Raw genomic sequence first — 21,286 nt, 5'->3', positions numbered from 1 at the left:
GGAAATATGTAAATTTAAAATGGAATTATTTCGTCCTAATCAAGAGGAGCGCAGTAAATTGCAAATCCAATAAAATAAGGAAGAATGATGAAAAAACTACGAATTTCACTTATCAATATCCACGGACTTTTGAAAGGTTCTGGTCTCGAAATCGGTCGAGATGCTGACAACGGAGGTCAGACCAAATACATATACGAATTAGCAGAGTTTTTATCGCAGCATGAAGATGTCGAACACGTTCATATTTTTACAAGATTAATAGATGATCCCGCCCTTTCGCCAGAATACTCAGTACCTGTAGAAATTATAAATGACAAACTGGATATAAGGCGAATTCCGTTTCTGGGAAAAAAATATAAAGCAAAAGAACAGCTTTGGGAAGGTCTAGATACTTTTGTGAACGGCGCGATGCAACACATCAAACAACACAATATTTTCCCAGATTGGATTCACTCTCATTATGCTGACGCAGGTTACGCCGCAGCCGAATTATCGTCAGTTTTGAATATACCTTTCGCTCATACTGGACATTCTCTAGGATTCTACAAAAAGAGGAAATTAATCGAAAGCGGAGAAACTGAGGAAGAATTGGAGAAAAAGTTCAAGTTTAAAGCCCGAATTGCTGCTGAAGAAAGAACCTTAGAACTCGCAGAATTTATTGTCACTTCTACCGAACAGGAAATTGAGACCTACAAAGCATATAAAAATTTTGAATTAGGAAAATACCACGCGATCTCTCCCGGAATTGACACCAGAAAATTTGTTCCTTATTATTATCAAGAAAACGATTCGGATAAACATATGGAAGAAGCGCAACGAAAATATTGGGTTGCCGAAAGTATTTCTAAATTTCTTACCAATCCGCACAAGCCAATTATTCTGGCGCTTTCACGACCTGATCGTCATAAAAACTTGAATACCTTAATTGAAGTTTACGGAAAAGACAAAGAACTGCAAAGTATGGCTAATTTGGTCATTTTTGCCGGAATTCGAAAAGACATTGCTAAAATGCCAGAGTCTGAAAAAAACGTTTTAACTGATTTGCTTCTTTTAATGGATAAATACGATTTGTACGGAAAAATGGCAATTCCGAAGAAACATGATGTTGAAAATGAAGTTTCGATTATCTATCGTTATGCTGCAGAAAAAAGAGGCGTTTTTGTGAATTTAGCTTTACATGAAAACTTCGGATTGACCGTTATCGAATCGGCTAGTTCGGGACTTCCAGTTGTGGTGACAAAAAACGGCGGACCTTCAGAAATAATTCCTGTTTGCCAGAACGGAGAATTGGTAAATCCGCAAGAAGAAAGCCAGATCAAAAAAGCACTCCGAAATATTTTAACCGATGAAAATCGATGGAAATATTACTCAAATAATGGTGCAACTAATATTCAAAAATATTACAGTTGGATAAGCCATGTTAACCATTATGTAGATTTAATTAATGAAAATCTATCAGTTTCTTCAACTGGAATCAAAAAACAGCATTATCCAAATATCAATATCAGCCGATTAAAACGAAAAATAGATCACTTATTGGTTTCTGATATTGACGGAACTTTAATTGAACCAAAACTAGCAAATCCAGGTTTGAAAGAATTAAAAGCTCATTTAACCAATCGCACCGAAAAAATGGCTTTTGCAATGGCTTCTGGAAGAAATTTAGCGCTTGTTAAAAAAGTAATTGATGAAGAAGAGTTTCCTCTACCCGACTTTATTATCTGTTCTGTCGGAACCGAAATTTATTACACCAATGGAAAGGATTATATTTTGGATAAAGGTTGGGCAAAATTTCTTGCAGGAAGATGGAAACGAGAAGATATTGTCAATAGATTGAAAGACATTAAATGGATAAAAATTCAGGAAGAAGAAGCTCAAAACCCTTATAAAATCTCATATTATTATGATAAAGAACACTACAATCATGATGAACTGATTACTGCTTTGGGAACGGGCTGGTACAAAGTCAACATTATTCCGAGTCATGGGCAGTTTTTAGATTTTATTCCCAAAAGAGCTTCAAAAGGAAATGCGATTAAATTCTTGTGCAGAAAATGGTCTATTCCGTTAAGTAATGTAATTGCGGCAGGAGATTCTGGAAATGATGTCGATATGTTTAGAGGTTCAGTAAAAGGAATTATTGTTGGAAACCGAAGCGCAGAACTTGCCGATTATGAAACAACAAAAAGCATTTATGTCGCTAAAAATTCAGCTTCAGAAGGAATTTTGGAAGGTTTAAAACATTATAAAGTCATAAAATAATTCATTCGTTGAGCATAAAAAATAAGCCACTAATTGCACAAATTTTCACGAATTTTTAATTAGGCAAAAATCTAAGACATATCACAACTACAACTTTGTCAAAGTTTAAAACTTTGACAAAGTTCTTCAAATTAGAATTCGTGAAAATTCGTGCCATTCGTGGCAAAAAAACATACTAACAGTTTAAAAATAAGTAATAAAATGTATTCAGGTTCAGGATTTAGCAACTGGGAAATTGGAGATGTTGATGTATTTATAGATGAAAAAGGAATTCATCATTTATTTCATTTAATCATTCCAAATCATGATTATATCGCTCATGCCATTTCAAAAGACGGTCTTTCGTGGAAACGAGTAAAAAACGCTTTATTTGTGGGCGATCCAGGAGAATGGGATGATGATATGTTATGGACAATGCACATCAGCAAAAAATCGGATGGCGAAGGTTATGAAATGTATTATACTGGCCTTAAACGCCAAGACAAGGGAATCGAACAAAAAGTAGGAAGAGCAATTTCTACCGATTTGCTTACTTGGAAAAAGGAAAACTTATACGGACTTCCGTTTAAAAGCGAAGCTCCTCATTATGAAGGCAAAAATAACAATCCGCGACAATGGATTAGTTTTCGTGATCCTTTTAAATACCAATACAAAGACGAAGATTATTTGTTAATCTGCGCCCGAAGCGCCTCTGGACCAACATACCGCAGAGGCTGTATTGGTGTAGCAAAAAGAGAAAAGGAAGGTTATGTGCTGCAAAAACCGCTTCACATTCCGTATGTTTATGATGATGTGGAATGTCCGTGTGTTTTTGAAATTAAAGGAACGCATTATCTTTTAGGATCTATCAGAGAAGATATTAAAATTCGTTATTGGTCTTCGCCAGAATTTAGAGGAGAATATTCTGCATTTCACAATAATGTACTGATGCCACAAGGAAACTATGCTGCCAGAGTGGTTAAAGATGGAAAACATTTCTTGGTTTACAATTTCTATTTTGCAGACGGAAACGTCAATACACACCGCGTAATTCCGCCACCAAAAGAATTGGATGTCGATAAAAGTGGAAGACTTTTGCTGAAAAGTTATTACTATTGGGAAAAACTGTATCAGAAAACGATTCTTCAAAAAGATTTGCCTCACCCCTTGCCTATTCTAGGAAATCCAACAGCCGAATTTGTTTTGGAAAATGAAAACAAATGGCGATTTGGCTGCCGAAGCGGTTATGAAATTTATGGCTTCGAAAAACCATCAAACGATTTTGTTTGGGAAGGAACATTGTCTGTTGAAGGAATGGGAAAAACGGGTTTTGTAATTGAATGTGATAAAGAAGGAACTGGATATTATATTTCGATTGATTTTATGAATGGTTTCGTGCAGTTTAGAGCTTGGGGATTTAATGAAAAAGATGTCAAGAATAATTTCATTTTTGAAAACATTCAAACCAATCAATTTGAAATTAGCGAAGAAAAACAGATTTCCTTTAAAATTATCCGTTACGGAAATTACTATGAACTTTCTATAAATGACATCGTAAAACTGACTTTATTGGATTTTAAATACAACGAAGGAAAAGTCGGAATCTATGTTTGTTCTGCTGTAATTTCGATAAGCGATTCTAAAATTCACGTTATTCCAGAACCAGAAAACGAATATGCAGCTTCTGATCCTGAAAAATATGATAATGAACTTCAGCCAAATTCTTTAATTTAATGAGCTTTGCCAAAAGATAAATTATAGAGCTCGTTTACGCATTTTTGTCATTTCGACGGAGGAGAAATCTCCACGAGAAGCTCGATAAAGATTGGACTACCATTGTAGAGTTACTTGTGGAGATTTCTCCTCCGTCGAAATGACAATTATTGAGGTTATAAATGTCAAACTTTGTCAAAGTTGGACTCACTTCACAAAAGGATAATAGGTTAATACAGCTGTTTTTATTTTGAAAGATAAAACTTATATTGGCATTCCAAACTCATAATTTAATAAAATGCCACAAAGTCCGTCTCCTGAAGATGTAAAGAGAATTTTCGAAAATTATTTTACTGCCGATATGAACATCTGGACAGGATTTTCGGAGAAGATTAAAGTTCGTGAATTTGATAAATCTGAAATCATAAAAGATTATCATGGTGTCGAAAAATATCTTAATATCATCATTAAAGGATCTGCGGGATTATTTGTTTGGGATGGTAAAAGAGACATCTGCATTAATCTATTGTATGAAAAAAGTTTTATAAGTGATTATATGTCTTTTTTAAATCAGCAGCCATCTGTTATTAAAACTGAAGCTTTAGAAGATTTGACGCTTTGGTCTATTCCGCATCAAGATTTGAACGAACTGTATCAAAGATCTGAAACAGGTTTACGAATTGGAAAAGCTATTTCTGAAATGCTTTATGTGCGTAAACAGCAAGAACAAATTAATCTATTAACGCTTTCTCCTCAAGAACGTTATTTGAAACTTATAGAAGGGCGTCCAGAAATTTTTCAAAGAACACCACTCAAAATCATTGCTTCTTATTTGGGATTAACAGCAGAAAGTTTAAGCCGAATTCGAAAAAGAGTTATGGAAAAATGATTTCTTACCCAAAGTCAATTTTATTTTCATTTTTGCTCGCTAAGTTTGCTTCACTAAACCAAACAAATTTAAAACGATGAAAAATAAAATCAACTTTGGCGCTATTATAGTTTATTATGTAATTGCTGTAATCTGCAGATATGCAGCTGTTAAAACCAATTTATTGTCAGGAATAGAAAATCCGTATTTAGTAATTTTGCTTCGTGGTGTTGGTCCTGCTTTGGGTGCTTTGGCAGCAATAAAAATATTCTCTCTTAACAATCCAATGTCGTTAAAAGGAATTTATAAAAATGCAATTGTTCCGTTTGCCGTTTATTGGATTCTTCCAGCTGTTTTAATTGCAGGTGTTTATTATTTCACAATCGGTAAATTTCCAATTTTATTAATGTTTACGGTTTTAGTTTACGGACTTTTAGAAGAAATCGGATGGCGTGGATTTTTGCAAGGACAATTGAAATCGCTTCCTAAATTTACTTCAATCTTAATTATTGCTGTTCTTTGGTTCGCATGGCATTTAAACTTTGAAACAACTCCAAGCAACATGATTTTCTTCGGAATCATTTTCTTCGGAACTTGGGGAATCGGAAAAGTATATACTTCTACAGGATCGCTATTGGCAGTTGCGGGAGTACATTCGCTAAATAATTTCTTCCGTAATGGACTTCACGATACAGAACTTGCTTTAATCATAATTTTATTAGTAATATGGGTTGGTTTTATTATTCTTTATAACAGAAAATATAAAACTGCTGTTAATCCAGCTTAACTTAATTCCGCAGACAATTGAGATAGTTTCTGCAAAATATTTTTTTCACGCAGATTTAGCAGATTATGCAGATTTAATCAGTGAAAATCCTTTTAATCTGTGGCAAAAAAAACAGCGCAAACATTTTAAGTTTTGCGCTGTTTCTATTCTAATTTAATCTTTCCATAGTTTCCATTCTCAAACAATGTTCACTTCCTAAATACAATGGATTTCCATGTTTCTCAGACCAAAATCCGTCTAAAATATCTTTGGTAATGCATCTATAAACCGCAACTCCTTTATAAGTTTTATGATCATCGCCTTTATAACTAAAATTAATGACCAAAATATTGTCTTTAAAGAAACCCGTTCCTTTTTGTTTATGCGAATTGATAAGCCAATCTGCTTTTATGCGATTGTTTTGATCTAAAGTCAGAGTCAAAACACCTTTGTAAGTTATCTCATTACTTTCGTCCTGATTGCTTCCCGAAATAGAATAAGTACCTACTAAATCTTGTATTGTCATTTATTTAATGCTGAATTTGAAATATAAATAGTTCCAGATTTTAGAAATCTTTAATTGAAAGTTGGCAAATATATATAATTAATAAACTTTTCTAAACATAAAAAATGCGCACACCATTACAGTCTGCGCATTCTAAAAAAAAAATATCCGAATTATTTAATTTTCAAGGTATATGCAGTAAGCGTACTGGCTGCATCTCTATAGAATCTTACTCGATTATAAGTTCCCGCAGGTGTTCCTTCTGGAACTTTTAATATCGCTCTGTAAATAGTGCCACTTACAAATTCTAACGGATAAATTGCCGTTGGAGCTGTACTGTTATACATTTCTATTTTGGTAATTGTATTTAGTTGACCTCCTCTAATTTCAAATGTATCTCCAATTTTCCTTTCTGTTCCAGAACCAATTAACTCTGCTTTAAAAGAATCTGGTTCAATAACACTAACTTGAAATCTATTTTCGACACTTCCATTTTGAAGCGTATAAATTCCGTTTTTGACACGTAAATCATAAGTTCCTACAGGCATGTCTTCTTTAAGAAAATAATATACTCCATATTCCGTAAACGCTGTACCAGATGTGGTTGTTCCTAACGAACCACCTAAATGAACGATTTCTGCGGTATATTCTGTTTTCTCATCTTCTGCAGATACCAAATAAACTCTAGTGTTTTCGACACTTAGCCACAAATCATTTATCGATGATGTGATTCCTGAGTTTCCTATATTAACAATCTTTTGCAAAAAACCTTTTCTAAAAGTTTCTGGATAGGCTACAGTCCAAGTTCTTGGTTCTGTTTGTCTGAAATCTATTTTAAGCGTATATTTTTTTGTTGTTCCCGCTTTTGAAGTTACCGTGTAAACGGTTCCGTCTTTAAAAGGAACTTCTGTTCCAGATGCCGGAGAAATTACAGCTTCTGTACCAAGAACAATTTCAGGTTTTATGGTTTCTGGAAAAGATGTATTTACACTCCATGTCACTATTATATTTTCCTCTGTAATAGCGGCGCTTACATCATTATTATCTGCATCTTTTATCGTAAAAGACTCAATGTGAGTATATCCTGGAACTTTTACAACATCGCCAGGAATTGAATTTACTTTATCAATATATTCAGTATCACAAGAAAAGAATAGCACTGATAAAAAAAGTAATCCGATTAAAAATACATTGGTATTGTTTTTTTTATTCATGATTGTATTGATTATCTAATTTTTAAATGATTTTATTTTATTATTTTTGCCTTATTGATAAAGGCATTTATATTTTTAAAATGTCTGTATTTTCAATGCTTACGGTAATTCAAAAAGCCGTTTGATAGTCATGGGGTAATGATATGATATTAGTATTTTGCAGAGATCGCCGGTCAAGCTTTACTGCAGCACTTTTTAATTATGTCGTAATCCCATGTTTCTTTTTACATTGTTATTGATTTATAATACTTTAGACCAGTTATAACTGATTACGCTGCTTGAAGTTCCTGGAGTAACCGCAGTTACTTTTACCAAATAAACTTCTGTAGCACTTGTATGAGGAACTGTAACAGAATGTGAATTTGTTCCAGCTGCTTTCCAGATTACAATAGCTTTAGCAGGAGTCATAACATGAGTTGTAATATTATAAGAGTAATATCCTAATCCGTAATTTGATCCAGATATTGTACCATTGTATCCAACTATATTATAAGGATCTGATGTTGGAGCTGTACCAACATTTCCAGTTGCATTTTTAACTTCAACACTTTCTTTCCATAAATCCCATTCTCCACAAACAGAATTTAAATCAACTGTACCAACGTACCATTGAGCTGTATTTCCAACAGGACGAAGTGAAGCTCCGTAAATACCTTCCCACTGAACGTTTACACCGCCAATAACAGCAGCTACTGGAGTCCAGTTAGTATCTACAGATGATGGTGCTTGCCATCTATTTACAGTTACTGATGTTGAAGTTGCAGAACATAATTCTAATGCAGCTGCTTTGGCTGTTTTATTAGAAACTTGTTCTTCTTGTGCTTTTGCAAGTCCTTGTGAATCGGCAGTTTGGTCTTCTGAGCTACAAGATGTAATTGAAATAGTAGCCAATGCTAAAAATGATAAGATTATTTTTTTCATAATGATATATTTAATAGATTAATTTGGCTTCTTTTATTACCTCGGCAGAAAAGACAGACATTTTTTATTTGCAAGTTTATTTTGTAATTCTAATAGGATATTTCATTGTAGCGGTAAGATTATAGCTTTCCATCTGTATCCAATAGTCAGTATCGGGTTCTAATGTTATTGCTTCACTAGAAGTTCCTCCAAAAACATAAGCTGCTGAAAAGCTAAAGATGTCTAAACCTTCATTATACTGCTGAAATTGCCATTTTTTATTTCCTTGTGCATCTACAGCATAAACTTTTGTTACTTCGTAAGAAGGGACAAAGTTTTCACCTTTTAAAAACATAGAGCTTGAAACGGGTATAGTATAAGTTGAAGTCTCACTTGATAATTCTCTTAAAACCAATTTTGGCTGTTGGATCACAATTTTTACAGTATAAACAGCTGTTGTTCCATCAGCTGCTTTAGTGGTATACGTAAATGGTGTTTTTGCGAATACAGGCACTAACTCGGTAGCTGCGGGAGTAATAGTTGTTTTTTCAGGAAGTGAAATCGAAGTTTCTAAATATTCATATTCATAATAAGAAGGCAGATAAACTGTTATTGTTTTTTCTAAATTATTTACAGCGCTATATATCGCTTGACTTTCACCCGGATTTACAACCTTAAAAGATATAATTCTTCGTGCATCAAGGTCGGTAACAATTTCTGTAACTGGATCTTCTTTTACATCTGTCCATCTTTCTTCTTCATTATCGCAAGAAGTTAAAAGACTAAAAAGCGTAAAAGCAACAAAAAACAAAGGTGTTTTTAATTTTGTAATTTTAGTATTCATTATTTGTATTTGGATTGGTTATTTAATTTCAAATTTTGTACTTCCTTTTGGAACCATTACATAATCAAAAGTGTAATACATGTGCGGCGTATCTTTAAACCATTCAGCTGACGTATAAACATCTTTGTAAACCGAAATCATTTTAATTTTGGCATAATTTCCGTTTGCTGTTTTTAGAATAATAGTTCTTGCGGGAATAGTTGTTCCGTTTATAATTTTAAGAGGTTCACCAAGTGCATATGCTACGTGAGCTTTTTGCGGATTAGTTCCATCAGACACAACAACTCCATCAAAATCATACAAGTACCATCCAGTTCCATTACCAAAAGAACCAGCATCATCTGTTCCTATAAGATCAATTCCTGTTTTAAACTGACTGTCAGCCGGAACATCAACCACTTCATCAAAAGGTTTAGCTACAATTGTAATTCCGCCAACTCCACCTGCCTGATAACCATTATTTTTATTGTCTAAACCGTTATTTCCAGACAAAAAGCTGGCATATAATCCGCCAAAAGCTAAATCCCATTTTCTTGTTTTTTTATAAGAACCGTCAACCGATTTATTCTCTTCAAGACTATAGTAAAGTGTTGCAGAAGGCGCCGTCGGATTATCATCAGAAGTGCTTCCTTGATAATTTTTTACATGAATGACTTTATTAAAAAGTGTTTGATCTGGAATTTCTGTTCCTGGGTTTTCTTCATTTCCGCTTCCTTCTGCTGGTTTATCATCAGATGAACATGCTGTAGTTGTGGCAGCAATAAGAAAAACCATCATCAATATTGGCGATACTTTCTCTATTAATGTTTTTATTCGTTTCATGAGGTTATCTATTTATTTGGTATTTAAATTTTTACTTCCGTCTTTCTGGATAAAATATCTGAAAGTGAAATAAGGAGCAGGCCAATTCAAATCTGTAACCGCTGGAGGATTTCCTTTATAGGCATTTACAAGTTGCAGTTTGGCATATTTTCCGTCAGGTAAACGTATCGCATATGTACGATTCGGAATTGCCTGCATAATGTGGCTGCTTAAGCTGTAATAAAACCATCCAGCAGAACTTTCTGAAGAAGCCCATCCTATTTTGGTTATCTCGCTAGTATTAAAATCTGTATCTGAAGGTGCTTGCGTTACATTTTTATACTCTTCATTAAGCAATACAACAGAAGTATTTTCTGCTGGCCCTTCAAAACCAGGATTATATTGGTATTTTGCATTATTTACAAAAACTTCGCTATTGTAAGGTCCTGTAAAAGCAATGTCCCAGTCTTTTGTTTTCATATATTGCAAAGAATCTGCTTTGGTATGCAGCCATATTTGTTTTTTATCGCTGAAGCGAAACAAAAACGTATGAAAACTTCTCTGTTCTTTTCCATTAGTTCCATCTCCCATAGAAGCTCCAGTGTCGCCCGCAAGATCAGTAATAATAGTGCTTTTATTATCAATAAGCGAAGAGTTTGTATCTTCCTCATTGCTGCTGCAGGAAGCCAAACTTATCGCAGCTATCGCGAAAAGCAGTATTTTACTTTTGTTAAATGTTTTAATTGTTGTCATTAGAAATATTTGAGTTTATTGGTTTTTAAAGAAACGATAGCTAACACCCAAAAGAAGTATTCTTCCTGGCTGTCCTGGCATTAGCGGATCTGTATAATCGAAAATATTATCAGCCGTAAATCTGACATTGAGATGATCATTCAATAATTGCTTATCAATACTTGCATTGATCAGCCAGTAATCTTTCACAAAAATGTCATATTTGTCAATAAATTGATTTCCATTACGATCTCCAAATGGATACTTTCCTCTAAAATTCACTCTCAAGTTTGCATTAAGTTTCCATGGATTATTGCGATAGAAAATAGAAGAATTCGCCATATGACGGGAACGGTTTTCAATTCCCCAATAATCTGATGGTCGCGGCTTATACGAATTTCCAGTTGCTGGATCGTGAATATTCTGACTGTAAGGCCATTTTCCTGCTCTAATGCTATCTTTTATGCTAAGATCTTTAGCAATTAAGTATTGATAACCAGCACTTATTTCTAGATTTTTTATTGGGGTTAATTTTAGCGAAAGCTCAAAACCTTTATTGACAGCTTCTGGAAGATTTTGGTAGGTATAAATTATTCTGTTGTTTGAGCCTGTAGCAACTTGAATACTATTAATCTGATTGGTTATTCTATGATAAAAACCGCCTCCCTCTACTTTGAGTTTCTTTGAAGGTTCGAAAATCAATCCTGCATTATAAGAAGTACTTTTCTCGGCTTGCAAATTTCCAGCGGTCTGATCAAGAACATATTGTCTAACTTCGCTGATTTGTCCATCTTTTTGAAGTTGTTCTAAGGTTGGTGCTAGAACAGCATTTCCAATTACTAAATAATTGCTATTTGAATTGTAAAACACTAAATAATTGGTTTTAAAATCTGGTGCTTTAAATCCAGTTCCAACACCTGTTTTAAAAGTTAATTTTGGACTAATAAAATACTGCAATCCAAAACTCGGATTTAATCTTCCTCCAAAATTATTAGTATGATCATAGCGTAATCCGCCAACTGCCTTTAGTTTCTCGAAAGGAGTCCATTCTCCCTGAACATAAGAAAACATAGTTTCTAGAGAGTTTACACCATTGAGCGCAACATCATTCATGTTTTCCACACTTCCCCCAAAACCCCCAACAAGCTGGTATGTATTATTACTGCTATAAGAAAACTGCTGTTCTAAACGATGAAGCGTCTGTTTAAAAACATCTTGACTAACCGAACTATTATTTTCCTGCCAAGCTACACTCATATCAGCAGTATAATACGTAAGGTAGTATCTTGTAATACTTCTAAATGCGCTATTAAAACGATGATCAAATGAAACCGAAAGATTTAAATCCTGCTCATCTTGATTATCTCCAGAAATATGGCCTAGACCAAAATCCTTTTCCATAAAAGAACGACGAAGCCCATATCGTCCGCTCAAGCCTAGAAAACTCTTTTGGTTTACCTGATAACGCGATCTTCCTTGTAAGCTATAATTATCGTAAGGTGGCGAAGTTGTTCCTTGTATGTATTTAGAATTGGTATTGTAACCATCTGTTCTGTAATAATTTGCTGCAAGATTTACAGTGCCTTTATTTTCAAGAAAAGGTGTTTCTCCTTCCAATGTAGCATCAACAATATTCAGTGATCCATAACTTACTGAAGCCTGCATTTGCGGATCTACAACTCCATGTCGGGTAATAATATTTATAGTGCCGCCTAAAGCCTCACTTCCGTACAAACTCGAAGAAGCACCCTTTATAATTTCTATACGTTCGATGTTGGAAACGCTAATTCTCGAAAGGTCAAAGTTGCCATTGTTTCTCCCCACCATTGGCTGACCATCGATTAACACCATAATATATTCACTTCCAAAACCCTGCATTTGCACGCCAACAGATCTAGCCCCACCGCTAATATTGTTTACAATAGCAATTCCTGTTTGTTCTTTTAAAACTTCATCGAGCCTTCTACTCCCCATAAGTTCAATTGTTTTACGATCGATTACAGTAACTGGCATAGCGCTATATCGTGCATTTACCAAGTTTTCAGGATTACTGCTTTCTTTAATGCGGCTCGTTACATTGACTTCTTTCAAATCGACTCCTTGTTCCATTTCGATTTGAATGGAATGAGCAGCGCCATTTAAAGTAATTTTCTCAATGTAATCTTTATAGCCCATATTGCTTATTCGAATTGTATACGTTCCATTTGATAATCCTGAAAATGAAAAATGTCCTTTACTGTCAGTTACGGTGTTTTTAAAAGAAGGTTCTAAAATTACTGTAGCATGCGATAATGGATTTTTAGAATGAAAAACCAAACCGTTTATACTATTATTATTTTGCCCCAAAAGCATATTAACAAATAGTAAAATGAAACTCGTAATAATTGTATTGAAATGACCGTAAGTGCTTTTATTTTTCATTTATTTTTTGACTGATCTCTTCTCAAAAACCAGAATAACTATTCTTATTTAGACTGCGTAAAAATAGTAATTAATAATAAAGTAATAGTATTTTATTTACATATTTTTTAAAATCGTAGAATAAATCGTAAATATCACCTAAACTAAAACTTTATAAAAAATAAATTAAAAATCTAAAAAACAATACTTTAAATAGTAATTATAAATAAAACAAATTCAAGAAAAAAAAATCAAGAAGAGAAAAAGATAGTGCAAAAAAATTAATATTATTTTTATTACGAATTGAAAAAATAGAAGTTTCCTTGCCTCATTTGAAATTTTAAGTCTTAAGAAAAAAACAAAATAAATTATCATTTTTTATGTGAGAAAACACAGAATAAACAACATTGAAATTTTGTTAATTTCTTATAGAATTAAGTAAGAACATTTGAGTTTTTATGATTAAATTGGTTGTATGAGAACAAATCCCGATGTACTTATTATTGGAGGCGGTCTTGCTGGTCTGGCAAGCGCTCTGCACTTATCTAAAAAAGGTTTGAGGGTAACTCTTATCGAAAAAAATACGTACCCAAAGCATAAGGTTTGCGGAGAATATATCTCAAATGAAATTCTTCCTTATTTATTTTGGTTGGACATAGATGTTAGAGAACTCCATCCAACCAGCATTTCAAATTTTGAATTTGTTGCACAAAACGGTAAAACGGCAAAAACAAAACTTCCGCTTGGAGGATTCGGAATCAGCCGTTATGAATTGGATCATTTCTTATTTAAAAAAGCCGTCGAAAATGGCTGTACTATTATTACAGAAAATGTCACTACTATTTCTTTTGAAAATGACATTTTCACCGTAACAACTTCTGAAGAAATTTTTTCAGCAAAAATAATTTTAGGCGCTTATGGCAAAAGATCAAATATTGATCAAGTTTTGTCAAGAGACTTTATTTCTAAAAAATCACCTTGGCTTGCCATAAAAGCGCATTACAAAGGGAAATTTGATGAAAGCCTCGTTGGTTTGTATAATTTTCAAGGCGGTTATTGCGGCGTTTCTAAAGTCGAAAACGACGTTATAAACATTTGCTATTTAGCCGATTTTGAAACTTTTAAAAAATACAAAAACATAGATGAGTATCAAAAATCGGTACTTTATAAAAATAAGAAACTGAAAGCTATTTTCGAAAACAGCACTTCCCTATTCGAAAAGCCTTTAACTATAAGCCAGATTTCATTTGACAAAAAAGAATGTGTAGAAAATCATATTTTAATGATTGGAGATACTGCAGGATTGATTCATCCAATGTGCGGCAACGGAATGGCAATGGCGATCCATAGCGCTAAAATAGCTTCTGAACTAGTTCTTGATTTTTATTATGGAAAGATTGAAACCAGAAATGAATTTGAAAAAAAGTATATCAAAGAATGGAAAAAGCATTTTAGCAAGCGATTATTTTTTGGCAGACTATTATCAAATGCATTGACGCATAAAAATTTAACTCATATCATGACGACCATTGCAGCATCGATTCCTGCATTACTTTCGTTCATTATAAAACAAACGCACGGCCGACCAATAACAATTGAATAAATGGGTGTAAACACTAAATATAGAACAGAAGAAATAGAGATAATGGATGATTTTTCGCTTGAAAGCGAAGAATTGATTGGCGCGTTAGATCAAATTGCTTCTATCAACCAATTGCTTGGAGGAAATAAACTGACGCTACATGGCATAAAAGAACTTTTAAAAAATAATGATATTTCAAAAACAATAATCATTGCTGATATTGGTTGCGGAAATGGAGATATGTTGCGAATGCTTGCTAAATACGGAAAAAAGCAAAATCTAAATTTTAAATTAATTGGTATCGACGCCAATGCTTTTACAATTGATTATGCCAAGAAACTTTCACAAGATTTTACAAATATTGACTATCTCTGTATGGATATTTTTAGCGAAGATTTTAATGAACTGAAATATGATATTGTTTTGTGTACGTTGACGTTGCATCATTTTACAACAGCGCAGATTGATCAAGTTATGAATGTTCTAAATAAAAATGCTTCGATTGGAATTGTTGTAAATGATCTTCATCGAAGCAAACTCGCTTATCGATTATTTGAATTGGTAAGTGTTATTTTCAATCTCAATAGAATGTCTCGTAATGATGGTTTGATTTCCATTTTAAAAGGATTCAAAAAAAAGGAATTGGAGCATTTCTCCGAAAAACTAAATCTAAAAAACTATTCCATAAACTGGAAATGGGCGTTTCGCTACCAGTGGATAATTACTAAAATATGAGTGTAAAGATAATCACAGCTGTTAAGCAGCTTCCGCAATATTCTCGAACGACAGAAGAAATACTTCCCCTTGTAGACGTATGGCTTAAAGGTCAGGAAGAGCGTTTTATAAAAAAAGTAAAAAAGATCTTTGAAGGCGCTTCTGTAGACAAACGATATTCTATCATGGAACCTTCAGAGGTTTTTACCGCTACTTCATTCGAAGAAAAAAATGATATTTATAGCCGTGAAATGATTGTTCTTGGACATCAAGTTCTCGAAAAAGCATTAGAAAAAACTGGTTGGGATCCGCAGAGTTTAGATTACATTATTACCGTAAGTTGTACCGGAATTATGATTCCTTCGCTTGATGCTTATCTGATTAATAAAATGAAACTCAGACAAGATATTGTTCGTCTTCCTGTAACCGAAATGGGTTGCGCAGCAGGAATTTCGGGAATTATTTATGCCAAGAATTTTCTAAAATCGAATCCTGGAAAACGTGCAGCGGTAATTGCTGTAGAATCGCCAACGGCAACTTTTCAGTTAGATGATTTCTCCATGCCAAATATTGTCAGCGCTGCGATTTTTGGAGATGGTGCTGCTTGCTGTTTATTGTCTTCCAAAGAAGAAGATGCTGGTCCTGAAATTCTCGATGAACAAATGTATCATTTTTATGATGCTGAACACATGATGGGTTTCAAACTAACCAACGGCGGACTGCAAATGGTTCTCGATATTGAAGTTCCTGATACGATTGCTTCTCATTTTGGAGATATTATTCATCCTTTTTTGAAACAGAATAATTTAGAAATTAAAGATATTGATCACATGATTTTTCATCCCGGGGGAAAAAAAATCGTGACAACTGTTGAATCTCTTTTCGGAGGATTAGAGAAAAATATTGACGACACTAAAGAAATTCTCAAACAATACGGCAATATGTCGAGCGCTACGGTTTTGTATGTTTTAGAAAACATTATGAATCGAAATCCGAAAAAAGGAGAAAAAGGTTTAATGCTGAGTTTTGGCCCAGGATTTTCAGCACAAAGAGTTTTATTGCAATGGTAATTTGAAAGCTTATGAAATTAACAAATATCGTAAAACAACTTCCTTACAGTGAGCCCTTTTTATTTGTCGATGAATTGCTTCACGCAGATGAAAACAGTGTTATAGGAACTTATACCTACAAAGAAAATCTTGATTTTTACAAAGGCCATTTTAAAGATAATCCTGTTACTCCAGGCGTTATTCTAACTGAAACAATGGCACAGATTGGAATGGTTTGCTTAGGAATATTTCTATTAGGAAATGAATTGGGAGAAAACACCGTAATTGCTTTTACTTCTGCCGATATGGAATTTTTGAAACCTGTTTATCCAAATGAAAAAGTAACGGTAACTTCAGAAAAATTGTTTTTCCGTTTCGGAAAATTAAAATGTAATGCTGTAATGAAAAATGAAGCTGGACAAGAAGTTTGCCGAGGTGTTTTGGCAGGAATGATAACCAAGAAATTATGAAAAAACGAGTTGTTATAACAGGACTTGGAGTTGTCGCGCCAAATGGTGTTGGCATTCCTGCGTTTAGTCGTGCACTGCAAAACGGCATTTCGGGTATTCGTCATGATTCTCAGTTAGAAGAATTGCAATTTTCTTGTCAGATTGCGGGTCAGCCTCAAATATCTGAGGAATTAAAAGCTCAGTATTTTACAGAACTCGAACTTCGCGGATTTAATAGCACCGGAATTTTATACGGTGTTATTGCAGGCATGGAAGCTTGGAATAACGCAGGTTTGCCAATAAACGAAAATCCAGATTGGGATAGCGGAGCTATCTTCGGATCTGGAACTTCTGGAATTGATAAATTTCGCGAAAGCATTTATAAAATTGATGAACTGCAAGTTCGTAGATTAGGAAGTACAGTTGTGGCACAAACAATGAACAGCGGTATTAGCGCGTATCTAGGCGGTAAAATCGGATTGGGAAATCAGGTTACTACGAATTCTTCGGCTTGTACAACTGGAACCGAAGCTATTTTAATGGCTTACGACCGAATTCAATCTGGACAGGCAAAACGAATCTTAGCAGGAAGTACTTCTGATAGCGGACCTTATATTTGGGCTGGATTTGACGCGATTCGTGTTTGTTCTTCCAAGTTTAATGACAATCCAGAAGAAGGTTCAAGACCTATGAGTGCTTCGGCAGCTGGATTTGTTCCAGGAAGCGGTGCTGGTGCTTTTATTATTGAAGATTTGGAAACTGCTTTAAAACGAAACGCAATCATTTATGCTGAAATTTTGGGTGGAAATGTCAATTCTGGCGGACAGCGCGACGGCGGAACGATGACGGCACCAAACAGTACAGCCGTTCAAAGATGCATTAAAACTGCTATCGAAAATGCAGGAATAACTCCGAATGAAATTGATGCCATAAACGGGCATTTAACAGCAACAACAAAAGACAGTTTGGAAATCGAAAACTGGACAAAAGCGTTAGAGAGAAATGGTTCTAATTTTCCGTACATTAATTCACTCAAAAGTCTAACTGGACATTGTTTAAGCGCATCTGGAAGCATTGAAAGTGTTGCCACAGTATTACAGCTTTATGAAGGTTTTTTGTTTGGAAATAAAAACTGCATTGATCTACATCCTGAAATTGCTGCACTTATTGATTCGTCAAAAGTGCTCTTAGAAACAAAAATAACTAACCCAAAAATAATTGCAAAAGCCAGTTTTGGTTTTGGCGATGTAAACGCGTGCATATTATTTAAAAAATTCGAAAATTAAAATGGACAGACAAGAACTTACCGCAAGATTAAAAGTAATTATAAAGCCTTTTGTGACCAACATGGACGCCTATGACAACTTAACAGAAGAAACTGATTTTATAAAAGATTTAAATATAAATTCGGCAAACTTGGTTGATATTGTTCTTGATCTTGAAGAAAACTTCAATATTGTAATTGACAATATCGATATGGAAAGAATGCTAGATGTAAAAACAGCTTTAGAAATTATCGAAACTAAACTTGCCGAAAAATGATTGGCAACGATATTATAGATCTCGCGCAGTCACGTATAGAAAGCAATTGGCAACGGAAAGGCTTTATAGAAAAGCTTTTTACGGCTGATGAACAATTGCTCATAAAAAATTATGCTGAACCAGAAATCATGGTTTGGCTTTTATGGAGTATGAAAGAGGCTGCGTACAAAATCTATAATCGCCATACCAAAATACGTGAATTCAGCCCGAAAAAACTTTATTGTTCATTAAACTCTTTGACTTCAAAAAATGCATCAGGAAGAGTGATTTGTGATAAAAGAATTTATCACACAAAAACGATTTTATCTTTAGAGAACATTCATACTATTGCTGTAGATAATCAGAAAAATTTCAATAATGTAATTGAAGTTCAGAACCAAGAAATTGTAAAAGATGAAAATGGAATTCCGTATTTAAAAACTTTAAACTCACTTCAGGATATTTCAATCAGTCATCACGGAAGATTTCAGAAATGGGTAACTATTCGCCAATAAATCTATTATGCTCTTATTGTTTCTTTAGAAGAAATTCTCTCAAAACAACGGCATGATTTATTTCGGCATCTTTTGCGCCATACAATAACGTGATGGATTGTTTTTCTGCAATTGTTCTTAATCGTTCAACATCTTCATTTTTCGTTTTTAATTCTTCTGTATACAATTTAGAAAAATCGGCAAAATTTTCTTTTTTATGATCGAACCACGTTCGCAATTTTGGCGAAGGCGCAATTTCTTTATCCCATTCATCCACTTTAAGATCAACTTTTTTTATTCCTCTTGGCCATAAACGATCTATTAGAATGCGATAAGTTCCATCATTCTCTTTAGAATCGTAAACTCTTTTAATCTGTATTGTTTTCATTTCTTACTTCATTTCCTTCACAATACTTTCTGCTATTTTTGCATAATCATCGTTGAAGTGATGTGAGCCCGAAATTTCTATGGTTTTAATATTCGATTCTGCAAAACGTTTTCTGGTTTCTTGATCTTCTTCACTTCCAAAAAAACAAACCGGATTATAAGCTTTTATTTTCTTTATTTCCGAAATCACATCATAATTATCATTTGAACTTTCCATACTTAACATATCAGCAATATGAATTTCAAAATCAGCTTTTACATCTGGCGATAGCGAGTAAACTCCTTTTAAACTTTCTTTTAAGTTTTCTGGAAAATTAGCCGCAACAAACGGAATAACAGATGCTCCAAAAGAATAACCTACAAGAATAACCGATTTTTTATTCCATTGCTGCAAATAATGTTCTACTGCTTTTGATATAGCAATTGAAGTTTCTGATGGCGTTTTAGCATTCCAAAAATACTTCTGAGCATCAAGTCCAACAACTGCAATTCCTCTTTCTGCTAACGCTTCTCCAACAGATTGATCAAAACTTGTCCAGCCGCCATCACCAGAAATGACAAAAGCAATCGGAAGATTTTCATCTTTACTTTTTGTCGGAATCAATGTTAAAGGCATTTCAAAAGGCAGTGGTTCCAAATGCTGTTCTTTCAATAACGAATTCTGCTCTGATTTTTGTCTCGCATAATTGGGTGTATTCAGAATTTCTTTATATGCATCTATAAACTGAGGAAGCCAATTTTTTGTAACCGAAAATCCGTGTCCAACTTTTTGAAGTGTAATTAATTTTCCTTGTTTAAGTCCGTCCATGTATTTTTTAGTATCTGCATAATTGCAAACCTGATCTGTTGTTCCTTGCAAAACAATAAAAGGAGCTGTAAGTTTTTCTGTTTTTTCTAGATAAAAGGCTTTTCCTTCTTTTAAAACATGAGAAGTTAGTCCAGAACCATCGCATAAAGTTCTGTCTGTTTCAATATCAGGACAAAATCCTAAAGCAATAGCTCCACTAAAAGTATTGGCAGGAGCTTGAGCCAGCATTCCATAAACGAGTGTAGCGCCAGAAGAATATCCTACTAATATGGGTTTAAAATATTGTTTTAGCTTTAATTTCTTTTGCAAAATCAAACTCAATTCTTCAAAATCGCCTGCCGGATAATAACATTTTGATTTTTCTTTTTTAATGTTTTTAAAATAATGCTGAATATCAATACCAGCCACCAAAGCTCCTTGATCTACAATGTTTTTGGCCATATCTACTACTCCACTATTCCAGCCTCCGTCACCAGAAATAAACAGTACAACTGCATTTGGTGTTGCTTTGGGTTTATATATCGTTACTTTTCCAAATGAACCTACATTTATAGTATCCAAGCTTGCTGCAAGAACACTTTGACCAAAAACAAAAAGAAAAATTATTGTTATTTTATTCATCTTGATTCTTTTTAACGTTAAATTAAAACTGGTTTTCTTTACCATACATTATTATCGAAAGCGCAATAAAATATACATAGAGATTTAGCAGAAAGAGTCTTTGCCATAATCCTTTGTAAAGAGAAATGAAATTATTTTGATCTGAAGAAAAACGAAATGTAAAGAGTATCGTTGTAATAAGTCCGAAAACAAAAACAACCCATGAAAAAATATGAAACAGATATTTTCTTTGTGTTACAATAGCTTTACGTAAAATAAAAGGAAGCAGTAATGCCGCAATAACACCAATCCCACCGGCCAAACTATGCATCATAAAAGAATCAGTCATTCTGCCCTCGACTCTATCAGCTTTAAATAAACCAGAGCCAATACCTTCTCCCCAACCGTAGAGAATAATTAAAACAGAACCTAATTTTATAGCATTAGAGTTGTCATTAAATGCTTTTCCAAAAAAAATTCCGAAGCCAATAAATATAATTCCAATGCAAATCCACCAAATCGAAATTATATTTGAAACAGGACTAATACTGGTCCCTAGCGAACTCATTGTATCCTTTAACTGATCATATCCAGCGTATCGGCTTCCTAATGCAAACACGGCAATAAAATCGGAAATACAGGTAATGATACAAAGTATTGCCATTATTTTTGTCCAATTTAATTGTGCTGTTTTCATA

The 21,286-nt window shown here is 33.9% G+C and carries 21 protein-coding genes; 11 read left to right on the top strand and 10 right to left on the bottom strand.

The window, feature by feature from the left end:
* The first annotated feature begins 84 nt into the window (after window positions 1-84).
* The 4 genes from JC605_RS20965 to JC605_RS20950 all read left to right on the top strand — a co-directional run bounded on the left by JC605_RS20965 (window position 85) and on the right by JC605_RS20950 (window position 5,609).
* Window positions 85-2,262 carry an HAD-IIB family hydrolase gene (locus tag JC605_RS20965; protein ID WP_198858052.1) on the top strand — a complete coding sequence of 726 codons (2,178 nt, stop codon included), beginning with the start codon at window positions 85-87 and terminating at the stop codon, window positions 2,260-2,262.
* Between the two features lie 201 nt (window positions 2,263-2,463).
* A complete protein-coding gene (locus JC605_RS20960; protein ID WP_198858051.1) occupies window positions 2,464-3,975 on the top strand; it encodes a glycosyl hydrolase family 32 in 1,512 nt (503 codons plus the stop codon).
* A gap of 277 nt (window positions 3,976-4,252) precedes the next feature.
* Window positions 4,253-4,843 (top strand): Crp/Fnr family transcriptional regulator, encoded by a 591-nt coding sequence (locus tag JC605_RS20955; RefSeq protein ID WP_198858050.1) that lies wholly within the window; start codon window positions 4,253-4,255, stop codon window positions 4,841-4,843.
* Window positions 4,844-4,919: 76 nt separating this feature from the next.
* Window positions 4,920-5,609, top strand: coding sequence for a CPBP family intramembrane glutamic endopeptidase (locus tag JC605_RS20950; RefSeq protein ID WP_198858049.1), 690 nt, complete (start codon window positions 4,920-4,922; stop codon window positions 5,607-5,609).
* 148 nt (window positions 5,610-5,757) lie between these two features.
* Here JC605_RS20950 and JC605_RS20945 read toward each other — a convergent pair whose 3' ends face one another.
* From JC605_RS20945 to JC605_RS20915, 7 genes are all read right to left on the bottom strand, one after another.
* Window positions 5,758-6,114, bottom strand: coding sequence for a hypothetical protein (locus tag JC605_RS20945; RefSeq protein WP_198858048.1), 357 nt, complete (start codon window positions 6,112-6,114; stop codon window positions 5,758-5,760).
* Window positions 6,115-6,266: 152 nt separating this feature from the next.
* Window positions 6,267-7,307: a hypothetical protein gene (locus JC605_RS20940; RefSeq protein WP_198858047.1), complete on the bottom strand. Its 1,041-nt coding sequence runs from the start codon at window positions 7,305-7,307 to the stop codon at window positions 6,267-6,269.
* Window positions 7,308-7,547: 240 nt separating this feature from the next.
* Window positions 7,548-8,228, bottom strand: a complete 681-nt coding sequence (locus JC605_RS20935) for a hypothetical protein (RefSeq protein ID WP_198858046.1) — start codon at window positions 8,226-8,228, stop codon at window positions 7,548-7,550.
* Between the two features lie 76 nt (window positions 8,229-8,304).
* On the bottom strand, window positions 8,305-9,051 hold the full coding sequence (locus JC605_RS20930) for a hypothetical protein (RefSeq protein WP_198858045.1): 747 nt from the start codon (window positions 9,049-9,051) through the stop codon (window positions 8,305-8,307).
* Window positions 9,052-9,069: 18 nt separating this feature from the next.
* Window positions 9,070-9,873 carry an HmuY family protein gene (locus tag JC605_RS20925; protein ID WP_198858044.1) on the bottom strand — a complete coding sequence of 268 codons (804 nt, stop codon included), beginning with the start codon at window positions 9,871-9,873 and terminating at the stop codon, window positions 9,070-9,072.
* 12 nt (window positions 9,874-9,885) lie between these two features.
* Window positions 9,886-10,605 carry an HmuY family protein gene (locus tag JC605_RS20920; RefSeq protein WP_198858043.1) on the bottom strand — a complete coding sequence of 240 codons (720 nt, stop codon included), beginning with the start codon at window positions 10,603-10,605 and terminating at the stop codon, window positions 9,886-9,888.
* A 15-nt stretch (window positions 10,606-10,620) separates the two neighbouring features.
* Window positions 10,621-13,005 (bottom strand): TonB-dependent receptor, encoded by a 2,385-nt coding sequence (locus JC605_RS20915; RefSeq protein WP_198858042.1) that lies wholly within the window; start codon window positions 13,003-13,005, stop codon window positions 10,621-10,623.
* A 454-nt stretch (window positions 13,006-13,459) separates the two neighbouring features.
* Between JC605_RS20915 and JC605_RS20910 the strand changes: the two genes are divergently transcribed.
* The 7 genes from JC605_RS20910 to JC605_RS20880 are packed head-to-tail and all read left to right on the top strand — an operon-like array spanning window position 13,460 to window position 18,814.
* Complete coding sequence (locus JC605_RS20910; protein WP_198858041.1) at window positions 13,460-14,587, top strand: NAD(P)/FAD-dependent oxidoreductase; 1,128 nt, start codon at window positions 13,460-13,462, stop codon at window positions 14,585-14,587.
* Complete coding sequence (locus JC605_RS20905; RefSeq protein WP_198858040.1) at window positions 14,588-15,301, top strand: methyltransferase domain-containing protein; 714 nt, start codon at window positions 14,588-14,590, stop codon at window positions 15,299-15,301.
* Complete coding sequence (locus JC605_RS20900; RefSeq protein WP_198858039.1) at window positions 15,298-16,350, top strand: type III polyketide synthase; 1,053 nt, start codon at window positions 15,298-15,300, stop codon at window positions 16,348-16,350. Before JC605_RS20905 ends, JC605_RS20900 begins: the two co-directional genes overlap by 4 nt.
* Window positions 16,351-16,361: 11 nt before the next feature.
* Window positions 16,362-16,799 (top strand): 3-hydroxyacyl-ACP dehydratase FabZ family protein, encoded by a 438-nt coding sequence (locus JC605_RS20895; protein WP_198858038.1) that lies wholly within the window; start codon window positions 16,362-16,364, stop codon window positions 16,797-16,799.
* On the top strand, window positions 16,796-18,064 hold the full coding sequence (locus tag JC605_RS20890) for a beta-ketoacyl synthase (protein ID WP_198858037.1): 1,269 nt from the start codon (window positions 16,796-16,798) through the stop codon (window positions 18,062-18,064). The genes JC605_RS20895 and JC605_RS20890 overlap by 4 nt, the downstream gene beginning before the upstream one ends.
* 1 nt (window position 18,065) lies before the next feature.
* Window positions 18,066-18,320 (top strand): acyl carrier protein, encoded by a 255-nt coding sequence (locus tag JC605_RS20885; protein WP_198858036.1) that lies wholly within the window; start codon window positions 18,066-18,068, stop codon window positions 18,318-18,320.
* On the top strand, window positions 18,317-18,814 hold the full coding sequence (locus JC605_RS20880) for a 4'-phosphopantetheinyl transferase superfamily protein (protein WP_198858035.1): 498 nt from the start codon (window positions 18,317-18,319) through the stop codon (window positions 18,812-18,814). The genes JC605_RS20885 and JC605_RS20880 overlap by 4 nt, the downstream gene beginning before the upstream one ends.
* 13 nt (window positions 18,815-18,827) lie before the next feature.
* On the opposite strand, the gene JC605_RS20875 is transcribed toward JC605_RS20880, so the two are convergent.
* Genes JC605_RS20875 through JC605_RS20865 form a run of 3 tightly spaced genes read right to left on the bottom strand, consistent with a single transcriptional unit; the run spans window position 18,828 to window position 21,285 of the window.
* Window positions 18,828-19,181 (bottom strand): DUF488 domain-containing protein, encoded by a 354-nt coding sequence (locus tag JC605_RS20875; RefSeq protein ID WP_198858034.1) that lies wholly within the window; start codon window positions 19,179-19,181, stop codon window positions 18,828-18,830.
* Window positions 19,182-19,184: 3 nt separating this feature from the next.
* Window positions 19,185-20,609 (bottom strand): AcvB/VirJ family lysyl-phosphatidylglycerol hydrolase, encoded by a 1,425-nt coding sequence (locus tag JC605_RS20870; RefSeq protein WP_198858033.1) that lies wholly within the window; start codon window positions 20,607-20,609, stop codon window positions 19,185-19,187.
* Between the two features lie 22 nt (window positions 20,610-20,631).
* Complete coding sequence (locus JC605_RS20865; RefSeq protein ID WP_198858032.1) at window positions 20,632-21,285, bottom strand: DUF998 domain-containing protein; 654 nt, start codon at window positions 21,283-21,285, stop codon at window positions 20,632-20,634.
* Window position 21,286: the final 1 nt, after the last annotated feature.

The organism is Flavobacterium sp. IB48 (assembly GCF_016405855.1).
GTDB lineage: Bacteria > Bacteroidota > Bacteroidia > Flavobacteriales > Flavobacteriaceae > Flavobacterium > Flavobacterium ginsengisoli.
This window is presented reverse-complemented; position numbering and strand designations above follow the sequence as displayed.

Coding starts and splice junctions, on each gene's coding strand:
- JC605_RS20960 (WP_198858051.1), top strand. CDS start 2,464: ATGTATTCAGGTTCAGGATTTAGCAACTGGGAAATTGGAGATGTTGAT.
- JC605_RS20915 (WP_198858042.1), bottom strand. CDS start 13,005: ATGAAAAATAAAAGCACTTACGGTCATTTCAATACAATTATTACGAGT.
- JC605_RS20905 (WP_198858040.1), top strand. CDS start 14,588: ATGGGTGTAAACACTAAATATAGAACAGAAGAAATAGAGATAATGGAT.
- JC605_RS20950 (WP_198858049.1), top strand. CDS start 4,920: ATGAAAAATAAAATCAACTTTGGCGCTATTATAGTTTATTATGTAATT.
- JC605_RS20885 (WP_198858036.1), top strand. CDS start 18,066: ATGGACAGACAAGAACTTACCGCAAGATTAAAAGTAATTATAAAGCCT.
- JC605_RS20930 (WP_198858045.1), bottom strand. CDS start 9,051: ATGAATACTAAAATTACAAAATTAAAAACACCTTTGTTTTTTGTTGCT.
- JC605_RS20940 (WP_198858047.1), bottom strand. CDS start 7,307: ATGAATAAAAAAAACAATACCAATGTATTTTTAATCGGATTACTTTTT.
- JC605_RS20895 (WP_198858038.1), top strand. CDS start 16,362: ATGAAATTAACAAATATCGTAAAACAACTTCCTTACAGTGAGCCCTTT.
- JC605_RS20880 (WP_198858035.1), top strand. CDS start 18,317: ATGATTGGCAACGATATTATAGATCTCGCGCAGTCACGTATAGAAAGC.
- JC605_RS20890 (WP_198858037.1), top strand. CDS start 16,796: ATGAAAAAACGAGTTGTTATAACAGGACTTGGAGTTGTCGCGCCAAAT.
- JC605_RS20945 (WP_198858048.1), bottom strand. CDS start 6,114: ATGACAATACAAGATTTAGTAGGTACTTATTCTATTTCGGGAAGCAAT.
- JC605_RS20910 (WP_198858041.1), top strand. CDS start 13,460: ATGAGAACAAATCCCGATGTACTTATTATTGGAGGCGGTCTTGCTGGT.
- JC605_RS20875 (WP_198858034.1), bottom strand. CDS start 19,181: ATGAAAACAATACAGATTAAAAGAGTTTACGATTCTAAAGAGAATGAT.
- JC605_RS20955 (WP_198858050.1), top strand. CDS start 4,253: ATGCCACAAAGTCCGTCTCCTGAAGATGTAAAGAGAATTTTCGAAAAT.
- JC605_RS20965 (WP_198858052.1), top strand. CDS start 85: ATGATGAAAAAACTACGAATTTCACTTATCAATATCCACGGACTTTTG.
- JC605_RS20925 (WP_198858044.1), bottom strand. CDS start 9,873: ATGAAACGAATAAAAACATTAATAGAGAAAGTATCGCCAATATTGATG.
- JC605_RS20870 (WP_198858033.1), bottom strand. CDS start 20,609: ATGAATAAAATAACAATAATTTTTCTTTTTGTTTTTGGTCAAAGTGTT.
- JC605_RS20865 (WP_198858032.1), bottom strand. CDS start 21,285: ATGAAAACAGCACAATTAAATTGGACAAAAATAATGGCAATACTTTGT.
- JC605_RS20935 (WP_198858046.1), bottom strand. CDS start 8,228: ATGAAAAAAATAATCTTATCATTTTTAGCATTGGCTACTATTTCAATT.
- JC605_RS20920 (WP_198858043.1), bottom strand. CDS start 10,605: ATGACAACAATTAAAACATTTAACAAAAGTAAAATACTGCTTTTCGCG.
- JC605_RS20900 (WP_198858039.1), top strand. CDS start 15,298: ATGAGTGTAAAGATAATCACAGCTGTTAAGCAGCTTCCGCAATATTCT.